Origin of the sequence: Streptomyces wedmorensis, from assembly GCF_000716445.1 — a bacterium.
In the GTDB taxonomy this organism is placed as follows: domain Bacteria; phylum Actinomycetota; class Actinomycetes; order Streptomycetales; family Streptomycetaceae; genus Streptomyces; species Streptomyces wedmorensis.
In genome coordinates this window covers 109102-120721 of record NZ_JNWK01000020.1, presented here as the reverse complement: position 1 = coordinate 120721, position 11620 = coordinate 109102, and the positions used below count along the sequence as shown (strand labels likewise).

The 11620-nt window shown below is 70.5% G+C and carries 14 protein-coding genes; 13 read left to right on the top strand and 1 reads right to left on the bottom strand.

Features of this window, described 5'->3' with window-relative positions; genetic code table 11:
• Nucleotides 1–110 precede the first annotated feature (110 nt).
• The 13 genes from OO54_RS18005 to OO54_RS17940 all read left to right on the top strand — a co-directional run bounded on the left by OO54_RS18005 (nt 111) and on the right by OO54_RS17940 (nt 10437).
• On the top strand, nt 111–395 hold the full coding sequence (locus tag OO54_RS18005) for a DUF3892 domain-containing protein (protein WP_033204307.1): 285 nt from the start codon (nt 111–113) through the stop codon (nt 393–395).
• Between the two features lie 109 nt (nt 396–504).
• The gene (locus OO54_RS18000; protein ID WP_033204305.1) at nt 505–765 is read left to right on the top strand and encodes a multiubiquitin domain-containing protein; all 261 of its coding nucleotides are present in this window, start codon (nt 505–507) and stop codon (nt 763–765) included.
• On the top strand, nt 740–1909 hold the full coding sequence (locus OO54_RS17995; RefSeq protein WP_033204303.1) for a ThiF family adenylyltransferase: 1170 nt from the start codon (nt 740–742) through the stop codon (nt 1907–1909). The genes OO54_RS18000 and OO54_RS17995 overlap by 26 nt, the downstream gene beginning before the upstream one ends.
• Complete coding sequence (locus OO54_RS48790; protein ID WP_051787015.1) at nt 1906–2310, top strand: ubiquitination-like system serine protease family protein; 405 nt, start codon at nt 1906–1908, stop codon at nt 2308–2310. Before OO54_RS17995 ends, OO54_RS48790 begins: the two co-directional genes overlap by 4 nt.
• A 212-nt stretch (nt 2311–2522) precedes the next feature.
• Nucleotides 2523–3182, top strand: coding sequence for an HAD-IA family hydrolase (locus tag OO54_RS17985; RefSeq protein ID WP_033204301.1), 660 nt, complete (start codon nt 2523–2525; stop codon nt 3180–3182).
• Nucleotides 3183–3272: 90 nt separating this feature from the next.
• Nucleotides 3273–4475, top strand: a complete 1203-nt coding sequence (locus OO54_RS17980) for a helix-turn-helix domain-containing protein (protein ID WP_033204299.1) — start codon at nt 3273–3275, stop codon at nt 4473–4475.
• Nucleotides 4476–4668: 193 nt separating this feature from the next.
• Entirely contained in the window at nt 4669–5115 is a 447-nt protein-coding gene (locus tag OO54_RS17975) for a hypothetical protein (protein WP_033204297.1), read from the top strand.
• Nucleotides 5116–5371: 256 nt separating this feature from the next.
• Nucleotides 5372–6259, top strand: coding sequence for a glycosyltransferase family 8 protein (locus tag OO54_RS17965; protein WP_033204293.1), 888 nt, complete (start codon nt 5372–5374; stop codon nt 6257–6259).
• On the top strand, nt 6256–7140 hold the full coding sequence (locus tag OO54_RS17960; protein WP_033204397.1) for an aminoglycoside phosphotransferase family protein: 885 nt from the start codon (nt 6256–6258) through the stop codon (nt 7138–7140). Before OO54_RS17965 ends, OO54_RS17960 begins: the two co-directional genes overlap by 4 nt.
• The gene (locus OO54_RS17955) at nt 7137–7868 is read left to right on the top strand and encodes a glycosyltransferase (RefSeq protein WP_033204291.1); all 732 of its coding nucleotides are present in this window, start codon (nt 7137–7139) and stop codon (nt 7866–7868) included. Before OO54_RS17960 ends, OO54_RS17955 begins: the two co-directional genes overlap by 4 nt.
• Nucleotides 7865–8791, top strand: a complete 927-nt coding sequence (locus OO54_RS17950) for a PIG-L deacetylase family protein (RefSeq protein WP_051787014.1) — start codon at nt 7865–7867, stop codon at nt 8789–8791. Before OO54_RS17955 ends, OO54_RS17950 begins: the two co-directional genes overlap by 4 nt.
• Entirely contained in the window at nt 8785–9399 is a 615-nt protein-coding gene (locus tag OO54_RS17945; RefSeq protein WP_033204289.1) for a hypothetical protein, read from the top strand. Before OO54_RS17950 ends, OO54_RS17945 begins: the two co-directional genes overlap by 7 nt.
• A gap of 6 nt (nt 9400–9405) precedes the next feature.
• A complete protein-coding gene (locus tag OO54_RS17940) occupies nt 9406–10437 on the top strand; it encodes a glycosyltransferase (protein WP_033204287.1) in 1032 nt (343 codons plus the stop codon).
• Here the strand turns inward: OO54_RS17940 and OO54_RS17935 are convergent.
• Entirely contained in the window at nt 10434–11519 is a 1086-nt protein-coding gene (locus OO54_RS17935) for a phosphotransferase (RefSeq protein WP_033204285.1), read from the bottom strand. The genes OO54_RS17940 and OO54_RS17935 overlap by 4 nt on opposite strands.
• Nucleotides 11520–11620 lie beyond the last annotated feature (101 nt).

Genomic DNA, 11620 nt, shown 5'->3' with positions numbered 1-11620 from the left:
TTACGTCGTCTGTCCCAGGCGAAGCACCCCACCCAGGGTGCCCAAGGAACCCGGCGCCGGCTGCGGGAACCCGTCGGAACGTCGCCGGCAGGAACAGTAGGAACAGCAACGTGGCCATTCAGATCACCGCGGTACGCCTGACGGCCGGCGGCACCACGCACGAGCACATCACCCACCTGTGGTGGACCAACCAGACGTCCGGCGAGGCAAGCAGCAGCACCCGGGCGCAGATCGTCGACTGGATCGAGAACCAGGCTGGCAAGGCCTACACCAGCGACGCAGCCGGCCACCGCACGGAAGTCGCCGTCGTGACGCCCGCCCGAGGCGAGAAGTACCTGCGGACCCACGCCGACGGCGTGTGGACCAACAACCTCCTCGCTCTTCCCCGGCGCTGACCCTCCATCGCGAAACCGCCGTCCGGCGTGCCGCCCCCTGCGGCGGCACGCCCGATACCCCCGGGCACTCACCAGTCCGAACACGCGCTCCCCACTTCAGGAGGACCCCATGTCCCAGGACAGCCACGGGCCCAAGCCCGTCACGATCATCGTCAACGCCCGGCCCCACACCTGGGAGGCGAAGGCCATCACCTACGAGCAGGTCGTCGACCTCGCCTACCCCGGCCAGCCGCCGAACGACCAGGACACCTACACCGTCCGCTACAGCCGCGGACACGACGGACACGGAGCGGGAAGCCTCACGGCCGGCCACAGCGTCCGCGTGAAGGAGGGGATGGTTTTCGATGTCTATCGCACTTCTCGCTCGTGACCCCGACCTGTCCCGCCTCCTCGACGACGGCTACGACGTCGTCGTGCGCGCTGGCCACATCGTCGTCCAGCGCATCCCGTACGTCACCGAGAACCGCACCGTCGAGTACGGCTTCCTCACCTACCCCGTGACCGTCAGCGGAGACCGAGTCGTCTCCGACACCGACCACCGCATCTGGTTCGGCGGCTCCACCCCGTGCACCGAGCACGGCCGCCCCCTGACCCTCGCCAACCCGGAGACCCGGGTGATCGCCGAGGACATGCAGGCGAACTTCATGCTCTCCAGCAAGCCCACCCCCAACGGCTACCCCGACCAGTACACGAAGATCACCGCATACACGCGGATCATCGCCGACCACGCCTACGCCCTCGACCCCTCAGCCACGCCCACCCCTGGCGCCGCGTGGCAGGAGATCGACGACGATAGCCCCTTCGCCTACCGCGACACCGCCACCCCCCGCGCCGGCATCACCGCCATCAACCGCCGATTCCGAGGACAGCGCATCGTCATCGTCGGCCTCGGCGGCAGCGGAAGCTACATCCTCGACCAGGTCGCCAAGACCGAGGTCGACTCGATCCTCCTCATCGACGGCGACACCTTCGACAACCACAACGCCTTCCGCGCACCCGGGGCCCCCACTCTCGACACCCTCCGCGCCCGTCCGCCCAAGGCCACCTATCTCGCCTCGGTCTACGCCAACATGCACCGCAGCGTGACCGGCTGCGAGCAGTACCTTGACGAGTGCAACCTCGACCTCCTCGAAGGGGCGACGTTCGTGTTCCTCGCCTCCGACGACGCGGCCAGCAAACCGGCCATCATCAACTGGATCGAAGCGCACGACGTGCCATTCATCGACGTCGGCATGGGCATCGAAGAGATCGACGGCCGCCTCAGCGGACTGCTCCGCATCACCACCAGCCTCCCCGGTCGCCGAGAAGCCGCCCGCCGGCGTATCCCCAAGCCCGCGCCCGAACGCGACGCCTACGCAAGCAACATCCAGACCTCGGACCTCAACGCGCTCAACGCCATCCTGGCCGTCATCCGCTGGAAACGCGCCCTCGGCATCTACGCCGACGCCACCGACGAGGCCCACACCACGTACTCGCTGATCACCAACGAGATCGCCAACGAGGACCGGCGGTGACTCCGCAAGACATCCTGAGCCCGGTCTTCACCGAGACCTTTCCCCAGGCCATGGACGCAGGGGTGCTCTACATCTCGATCCCCTACCGCACCTGCGGCCACTTGTGCTGCTGCGGATGCGGGCACGAAGTCGTCACACCACTCTCCCCAGCCCAGTGGTCCCTCACCTACGACGGCGAGAATGTTTCCCTCACCCCATCGATCGGCAGCTGGTCCCTCCCGTGCCAGTCTCACTACTGGATCCGCGACGGTCGCGTTCACTGGAGCCGCCGCTACTCGGCGGCAGAAATCGACCAAAACCGGGACCGAGACCTCCATTTGCTGGTCGTCCATGACAGGGGAGAGCAGCGGCCGCGACGAACGGCTGGTCTCCGCCGTTATCTGAGGCTTTGGCGTCAGTAAACCGGCACTGCGCGCCGTTTGATCGGATGACGACGGAGGTTGGGTCTGGCTGTAGCCCGACTCCAGCTCGCGCTGGAGTTGCTGGTGCGTTGGGCGAGGTACTTCCCGCCATCAGGTCGTACCCTGTGGTCGACTTCTGCCCGTGTGTTCCGGTTGGTGGTTGCACGGTAGCGTCGCCGTGCGAGACCGATCTCGGAAGGGGCGAACACCGGATGGTGCGCGGGAACAGGGTTGACGGGTATGAGCAGCTGGGACTGATCCTGGATTTCGCGGGGGTGCTGACCGCCAGCCCCATCGAGGTTCACCGGGCCTGGTGTGTGTCCGAAGGACTGGAGCCGGGCGCGTGGCGTGCCACCCTCAACGATCACCCCGAAGGTCGGCGGCTGTACGCGGCGCTGGAGATCGGGGAGATCGGGCAGGCCGAGTGGAATGAAGGAACAGCAGCTCTGCTGGGCGAGCACGTGGACCCCGTGAACCTGATGGGGCGGGCCTGGGCCGAGGTGCCTCCGGCGCGTCGGATGATCGCGCTCGCCCGGGCCGCGCAGGCTGCCGGGCATCGGCTTGCGCTGCTGTCGAACAGCTTCGGGCTAGACCCGTTCAACCCGTACGAGCATGTGGGGGTCTGGGACCTCTTCGACGTGCACGTCGTGTCCGAGCTGGAGGGGTTGGCGAAGCCGGACCCGGCGATCTACCGGTTGGCCCTGGAGCGGATCGGGTTGCCTGCTGAGCGGTGCGTGTTCGTGGACGATCACGAGGTAAACCTGCCGCCAGCGGCCGAGCTGGGCATCACGACCGTTCACGTCACCGACGAAGATAGGGCCGTGGCAGAGCTGGAGGATCTCCTCGGCGTCACTGCTGTGCTCACGGTCTGAGCGTCAACTGCCGCCTGGCCGAAGGCTGTCCACCGCCCCGTTTCTGTGAGTACTGTCCGTGTGGGGCCCATCACGCGGAGGTTCTGAAGCATGCAGTGGTCGGAGTACACCACCTCTGAGCGCTTGAAGGCGCTGCGCGGTGCCATGACACAGGAGCAGTTAGCCGAGGCCGCCGGTGTGTCCGTCGGCGTCGTCCGCAAGCTCGAACGCGGCGGGACGGCTTCCCTGCCGTCGCTGCTGTCGATCGCCGACGCGCTCGGTACGGACATCGCCGTGCTCCTCGGGCAGCAGGCGCCCCGCCGGTCCATGGACCGCGACGAGCGGGCCGCGCTGCGTCTGGTCTCCGCGGCGACCCACGACGCCGCCATCGGCATCCCCGCCGATGTCGAGCCGGGCAGCGTCGAGGAGCTTCGAGCGGTCGTGCGTCGGGCGGACGCCGCCTACTGGGAAGGGCGGTACACCGAGCTCGGTACCCTCCTCGGGCGGCTCCTTCCAGAAGCCCGCGCCCGGTTCGACGCCGCCGGCCTCGATGAACGGGAGGCCGCCGCCGGCGTCCTGATCGACACCTTCCAGACCGCGGGCATGGCCGCCAATGTGCTCGGGTCGCGAGACCTGGCGTACGCGGCGTTGACGTACGGGCGGCAGATCGCCGTTCAAGGCGGGGACGAGCTGCGCGACGCCCATCTCGCCGCCACAACAGCGTGGGTCAACCTCCGCGATGGCCGCACCAAGCAGGGCTTCCTCCTCGCGGCGGCCCAGGCGGACCGGATCGAGCCCAAGATGAGCGAGCACGATCCGGACCGGCTCAGCGTCTACGGTCAGCTCGTCACGAACGCCGCCGTCGCCGCCTCCCGGGGCGGGGCGAGCGCGGACCACGCCCGCGAGTACCTCTCCCAGGCGCACGCCGTCGCAGCCCGCATCGGAGACGAACACGCCCGCGGCTCGCACGCACAGCCGTACGGGCCGATGTACGCCGCCACGCAAGCGATGAGCATCGCGGTGGCGCTCGGCGATACGGGCGGCGCTTTGCGCCTCATGGACACCGTCCGCCTGGACGCCAGCGTGCCGCTGGCCACCCGCGCCCGCTTCGGCCTGGACGTCGCCCTCACCCAGGTGGAATGCCGACGGTGGGAGGCCGCCGCCGACACCCTCCAAACGGTGTGCGAGACGGCTCCCGGCTGGGTGCGCCACCAGATGCTGCCCGGCGTCATCATCAGCAGGCTCGCCGGCGTGTCCGTCAGCCGACTGCGCGGGCTGGCCAACTCCGCCGGTGTCCCGCTCGGGGTGCGCTGAAGAACGGACCGCGGTACCACGGTCCGTAGTAGCTCCGCGGGTGCCGCTGGCATGACTGCTACGGGCCGTGTCAGCCCCACGGCGGAGTCCGCGACCGCTGCCACGGGACGTGGTAGTCGAGCCCGGTACGAGGTTCCTCCGCTGCGACGGGCCGTGCCTTGGCCCGTGCATCGCAGGCCACCAGCCTGGAGGCATGCCGAACAACCCGCCCGGCGGCCTCGGGCACGTACCCGTTGCCGTCTACTCCTGCGCCACCACCTCCACCGCCCTGGGCGAGAGCGAGGAGCGTGGCCGCTACTACGCCGACGCCCGGCACTGGCACGTCGCCGGGGCCTGGTCCGACTCCGACCCGGCGCTGCCGCTCGCTGAGCGGCCGGGGTGGCAGGCGGTCACTGCCGCCCTGTCCGCCGGGATGATCCGGGGTGTCGTCGTCAGCGCGGCGGCCCATGTCGCCTCCGACGCAGCCCAGTTCGCGGCCTTCGGCGTGCTCCTCCGCGATCGGGGAGGGTTCCTCGCGGACGCGTCGAACGGCACCCCGGCCCGCCGTACGCCCGGTCAGGCCCGACGCCGCCGCGACCTCGCGGACGCGGCCTCCGGCTGGTTCGGACAGACCGACACGCACGACGAGGGCACCTCGTGAGCGCCCGGCGCGCGTGGGTCGGTGACCTCGTTCGAGACGGAGACGGCCGACGGGCGATCGTCACCGACGTCCGTGCCGGCGGCACCGTGTGGGTGCTGCGGCCGCCGACCGGGGGAGGGCCCTGCTGGGAGACCGACGACCCCGAAAGCCTCCAAGTCCTCGCCCCCTCCGGCGGCGGGGACAACCGGTGAGCTTCCGCGTTCACCGGCCCGTCCCTCACTCCCTTCCGTGCGCCACGCCTGAAAGGCGACGTCTCGTGTACGCGTTCGGTCTCTGCATCGACCAGCAGTACCTCGTCCCCGGCATCGCCGCGATCGCGAGCCTGGCCGACAGCCTCACCCTCGTCGCCCGCCGCCATGCCGCGGTACGGGTGCTCACCCTCGACCTCACCCCGGCGCAGGCCCTGCTCCTCTCCGACTTCGCCAAGCGGGCCGGCTTCGGCTCCTTCGACTTCCGCCGCTGCGCCCCGCTGCGCGCCTCGCGGATGGCGGACGCCTCGTACATCACGGTCACCACCTACCTGCGGTTCGAGTTCACGCCGGACTTCGTCCGCCGGCCCTACCTGATCTACGTGGACGCGGACGTGCTCGTACGTGGAGACATCACCGATCCGCTCGGATCCCTCCGGGAGGACGAGATCGGTGCCGTAAGCGACGAGTTCAACCCGGCCGTAGGGGAGTGCCCGGCGCTGCCGGGGGCCGCCGAACGCTGGCCCCACCTGCGCGGCCGTCCCTACTTCAACGCCGGAGTCCTCTGGACCTGCACCGACCACATGCCCGTCGTCCGCAAGGGCGTCGAGCACGCGCTCATCCACGGCCGCCGCCACATCCTCCACAACGACCAGGACGCCCTGAACCTGTGGCTCCTGCACTTCGGTCGCGTGCGGCAGGCCACCGCCGGGCTCAACAGGTTCGAGACCGGCCGGTTCCTGGAGCGGGGCAACTGGGTGCGGCGGGTCGTCACTCGGTCGCTCAGACCAGACCCGGCCGCGGCCCTCGTGCACTTCGTCGGCCCCGAGAAGCCCTGGCAGCTCGACTGCCCCGCCACCGAGGACGTGGCCGAGTACCGGCGGCACCTGGCGGTCGCCCTTCGACACGTCCGCCGCCTGGGTGCCTTCGGGACGGAACCGGCGGGTGCGTGGTGAGCACGACGAACGTACCCGCGGCGGTCGCGCGGGCCGCCCTCGGTCTCGTGGGAGTTCCGGCCCGTGCCGCACACCGCCTGTCGGCGCGGTCGAGGACGGTCGTGTACCGGGCCTTCCTGGCCGGCGGGCGGAGCGTGGTCATCAAGCTGTACGCGGTCACCGCCCGCCGCAACGCCGCGACCGAGGCGGCAGCGGTCCGGGCCGTCGCGAAGCACGTCCCCGCGCCCGCCGTCCTCGCGCACGGACACGTGCCCGGCCACGAGGTGACCGCTCTCATCACCGCGGACCTCGGCCCGCTCACCCTGGGAAGCGCCGTGCGGTCCGGCCGGGTGGGCGACGAGCGAGCCCTGAGGGACCTCGGTGGCCTGCTCGGCCGTCTACACCGGGCCCCGGTCCAGCCGTGGGCCCCACGCCGGCCGTTCCACGAGCAGGTCACCTCGATCGGCCGTCGCTGCCCGGCCAGCGCTCTGGACCGCATCGCGCCCGCCCTGGCCGCCATCGCCGACGCCCCGGCGGCTGCCCCGGTGTGGTGTCACAGCGACCTGCACGGCGACAACGTCGTACTCGTCGGGCCCCGAGCCGTCCGCCACCTCGTCGACTTCACCGACGCCGCAGCCGGTCCCCGCGAGTCCGACGTGGCCCAGACCCTGGTCATGACCGGCGCCATCGCCTCCGCCCGGGCCCGCACGGTCACCGACGCCTATCCGCTCGCCTTGGACCACCACCAGTTGGCGGCCTGGGCCGTCCTCCACACGATGCGCTGCTGGGCCCACTCCGAACCCGGAGACGACCGCGCCCGGTGGGCCGGCCGCCTGGACGAGCTGAGCCGACGGACCCCGCACCTCTTTCGCGTACCCCGCCCGGAAAGGACGTACCGATGACCACCCCTGCCTTGTCGGTGGTGATCCCCGCCTTCAACGAGGTCGCTTACCTGCCCCGCTACCTGCCCTCCGTCCTCGCCTCCGTCGCCCGCTGGGAGGAGGTCACCGGCCGCACCGGGGAGGTGATCGTCGTCGACAACGCCAGCACCGACGCCACCGCCGACATGGCCGCCTCCTTCGGCGCCCGTGTGGTCACCGAGCCCGTCCGCAACATCGGCCGGGTACGCAACACGGGAGCGAGCGCCGCCCGCAGCGGCCGTCTCTTCTTCACCGACGCCGACGTGGCCCTGCCGCTGGAGGCGGTCAGCGCCGCCGCTGCCGCCATGGACGCCGGGGCCGTCGGCGGCGCCATCCCGCCGCTCTACACGCCCGAACGGCTCGGAGCCCGCCTGCTGTGCGCGTACTGGGACCACTACCGCACCCGGCGCGGCGGAGCCCAGGGCGTCAACCAGTTCTGCACCGCCGATGCCTTCCATCATGTCGGCGGGTACCGGGACGACCTGTTCATGAGCGAGGACGTGGAGTTCTTCGCCCGGCTCACCGCCCACGGCCAGACCACCAGACGGCCCGTGACGATCATCGACGAGCTGCGCGTACGCCCGTCGACCCGCCGCTACGACCAGTGGTCGAGCCTGCGGATGCTCTGGTGGCAGAACCCCGTCACCGCCCGCCTGCGGCTCCGGTCGCCCCGCATGTGGCGCCACTGGTACGAGACCACCGTGCGATGACGAAGGAGACCCCTGTGCGACCTCAGCGCAAGCCCCTGCCCGCCGTCGACCTGCCGGTCCCGGACGGCAGCGGCATCTACACCTTCCCCGACGACCTCCACCGCGTCCACCAGACCCACACCCAGCAGCTCGCCGCCCGCCACCGGGCCATGGACCACCGTGTCCTGGAGGTGACGGCGCCCCACACCCGCGTCCCCTATTACGTCGAGGCCCGTACCCCCGTCGGCCGCCCGGTCCTCGTCATCGAACCCCACCACGACGACTTCGCCCTCTCCGCCTCGGGTGCCTTCCTCGCCCGTCCCCGACCGCTGACCGTGGTCACCGTCTTCACCCGCTCCCGGAGCGTGCATCCCGCCCTGGAAGCCACGTACGCCGATGTCGACACGGTGTCCGAGCTGCGCGACCGCGAGGGTGCCGCCGCGCTCGCACCCTTCGCCGCCCGCCGACTCCTTCTCGGCCACAGGGACGCCGAGCCGCCGTACAGGTCCTATGACCCCGAGCTGCTCGACCGGGTCACCGAGGAGCTGCGCCGGATCGCCGCGCTCCACCCCGACGCCGAGCTCCTCGCCCCCGCCGCCGTCACCCGCCACCCCGACCACCTCCTCGTCCACGAGGCCGCCGTCCGCCTCGGCTGCACCTGGTTCTGGGAGGACCTCGCCTTCTGGGCGACGTACGCGCTCGCCGGCTGCGACCAGCACCTGTTCCGTACGCGTACGGGGGCGGCCATGCGGCCCGAGCTGGTCGACATCACCGACGTCGTCCTGGACAAGGTCACCGTCCTGAGGATGCACGGCTCGCAGATGCACCCAGCCCGGAAGATGTACCGGCCGATCCGGCACGCCTTCACCACGGCGGCCGACCTCGTCGACGGCACGGGACTCTACGCCGAGCGCTTCTACCGGACGGAGGAGACGACGTGCTGATCATCGCCCTGGAAGGGCCCTCCTACGCCGGCAAATCCACGGCTATACGCCACCTCCGCCACACCGCCCTCGGCTCGCGCGCGTTCGTCTCCGACTGCTACGTCAAGCACATTGCCCACCGCGACGACATCCCTCCGGCCCGAACCGACTCCGCGGCCGCCCAGTTGGCCGCCTTCGAGCGGTTCATGGAGATCGAGGCGACCCGAGTGGCCGAGGCCGCCGCGAGCGGCAGGCAGCTCGTCGTCCTCGACCGCTCCGTGGACACCCTGCTCGCCCACGCCTACGCCCTGGACGCCCTGTTCGGATACGGAGTCCACCACCGGCTCCGCGGCCGACTCACGACGCTCCCGTTCCTGCGCCCCGATCGCACCCTCTACCTCGACGTACCGGCCGAGACGCTCCACCTCCGCCGGAAGACCGCCGGCCACACCGCCGCCGAGTCCGAGTACTTCCTCCACGAGCCGGGCTTCCTCCACCACGCACGCGACTACTTCGTCCACACGGCCCGCCGGCCCATGACGCGAGAGCTCACGGTCCTCGCCGCCGACGCCGACCCGGACGAAGTCGCCCGGGCCGTGGAAGCCCTCGTCGGCTTCTGGACGAGGTGACCGCCGGTGCCCACCGCCCTCTTCGCCTGGCGCCGCACCCCACCCCCCTTCCTCATCGGAGGTGCCGAGGTCACCCAGCAACTCCTCGCCGAAGAACTCGCCGCCGCCGGCTGGCGCGTCACCTACCTCGGCTCACACGAGGCGCCGTGGGACGGAGCCACCCAGCTCACCGACATGCGCGCCCATCTCCACAGGAATCGCGTCCCGTACGACGAAGCGAACGGCACCCTGCGCTACCGGTGGAACGGGGTCGAGTGCGCGGCGCTGACGCAGAACAACGTGGAGCACGCACTGGGCAGCCTCCTGGGGGAACTCCGCCCCGACGTCGTGTTCACCGCCCAGGAAGGATCAGCGAGGCTGGCCGAACTGGCGAAGCCGACCACCCTCGTCGCCGGCCTGCTCCACTCCGTCTCCGCCACCGGACTGGGCGTCCTCGCCGGCCGTCCCCACTATGGGCTTGCTGTGTCGAAGTTCGTCCGAGACCGGGCACCCCACACGCCCGGCACCCGCATCGACGTGGTGTACCCGCCGTTCGCCCGCCCACGACTGGCTACGGACACGGAGCGCACCCCAGCCGTACTGATGGTCAACCCCATCCCCGCCAAGGGCGCCGAGCTGCTGCACCAGCTCATCCGCCTCATGCCGGAGCAGCTCTTCACCCTGGTCGAGGGCTGGTGGGACACGTCTGCCGACTTCGCGGCCTATCCGAACGTCACGTATGTGCCCCGTGTTTACGACATGGAGCCGCTGTACCGTAGCCACCGCCTTCTGCTGGCCCCGTCCACCGTGGAAGACGCCTTCCCCCGCGTGATCGTCGAGGCCGCCCTCCACGGCGTCCCGACCATCGGTACCAACCGCGGCGGGATCCCCGAAGCCATCGGCGACACCGGGATCGTCCTGCCCGCCACCGCCGGCCCCGAGGCGTGGGCGCGAGCAATCCGAGACGTGGACCGCGAAGCGCTGGGGGAGCGGGCACGGACCAGAGCGGCACGTTTCACCCGCCCGTGCCTCCCAGAGCTCCGGGAACTGGGGATCTAGAGAGCGCCGCCGAACGCCCGCTCCACTTCGTCGAGCCGCTCCGTCCACCAGTGGAGGAGCGCTTCGTCGGCGATGAACAGGTCGTCGCAGGAGTGGTCACCCCGGTCGTAGTGGAATTCGAGCTGCCAGAAGTCCGTCATCCGCTTCCACCACAGGCGACGTGCGGCGTCGAGTAGCGCGGCCGACTCCAACGGGATCACCGACCGGTAGCCGCTCACGAAGGCCGCCACCCGCTCCAGGTCGAAGACGCCCTCCACCCCGAACTGCACCTGTGTCGTCCGGGTGACTTCCTCGGCGTACGGGCGGACGCCCAGCCGGTCCCAGTCCAGGACGGCCGTCAGCTCGCCGTCGGCCCAGAGGAGGTTCCGGTACTGGAAGTCGCCGTGCGTCCAGCCGTACGGCCCTGCGGGGACGTCCCCCTCAGGGCGCAGGGCCGCGTACTCGGCGAGCAGCACCCGACGCTTGGCGAGGGCGTCGAGCGCCGCCGCGTCGAAGGAGTCGCCCGAACCGTGGGCCCGCGCAGCAGTGCCGAGCCGGTCGGCCTTCTCCGACGCCCGTTCCGGCGTGACGACGTCCGCGGTGAGATTGTCGGGAACAGCGGGGAGGACCCCGGTTTCGGCGGCGTGCCCGAGCGCCAGGTGGAGCTTGGCGAGGACTGCGCCGAGCCGTCGCACCTGAGCGAGGGGGAGGTCCACGCCACGAACGTGCGCCCCTTGTGCCCAGGGGAACAGGCAGTACCCGCTCCCGCCGACCTCGACCACGACCCCACCCGACGAGCCGACCACAGGGACGATCACTGGAATGCCGGCCTCGGCCAGGGTCGGCAACACGGCAAGATTGCGGCGCAACCTGTCGAGCGGTACATCCGTGACCCGCTTCAGAGCGAAGGTCCCTCGCGACGTGTTCAGCTGCCAGTTCATGTTCATGAGGCCGTCAGCCAGATGACGCCAGTCGACGACGTCCCCGAGGTCGAAGTCCTTGATCAGTTCCGCGAGATCATGGGAGGGAATGCGGTGCCTGCTCGCCATATGCGCGTTGGTCACCTTGGCGACGATACGTGAGCTGAGCACCCGGGTGCACAAGGATCACCGCGCGGCACCGGCATTAGTGGTCCAGCCGACGCTTGTACTCAGACACCGTGCCCTTCGTGCAGGTGGCACGCGGCTTCTCCGACCCGGCCCCG

Bases quoted from the DNA above. Each gene is read 5' to 3' on its own strand.
- OO54_RS17975 (WP_033204297.1), top strand. From the start codon at position 4,669: ATGCCGAACAACCCGCCCGGCGGCCTCGGGCACGTACCCGTTGCCGTC.
- OO54_RS17995 (WP_033204303.1), top strand. From the start codon at position 740: ATGTCTATCGCACTTCTCGCTCGTGACCCCGACCTGTCCCGCCTCCTC.
- OO54_RS17985 (WP_033204301.1), top strand. From the start codon at position 2,523: ATGGTGCGCGGGAACAGGGTTGACGGGTATGAGCAGCTGGGACTGATC.
- OO54_RS18000 (WP_033204305.1), top strand. From the start codon at position 505: ATGTCCCAGGACAGCCACGGGCCCAAGCCCGTCACGATCATCGTCAAC.
- OO54_RS17980 (WP_033204299.1), top strand. From the start codon at position 3,273: ATGCAGTGGTCGGAGTACACCACCTCTGAGCGCTTGAAGGCGCTGCGC.
- OO54_RS17950 (WP_051787014.1), top strand. From the start codon at position 7,865: ATGACGAAGGAGACCCCTGTGCGACCTCAGCGCAAGCCCCTGCCCGCC.
- OO54_RS17955 (WP_033204291.1), top strand. From the start codon at position 7,137: ATGACCACCCCTGCCTTGTCGGTGGTGATCCCCGCCTTCAACGAGGTC.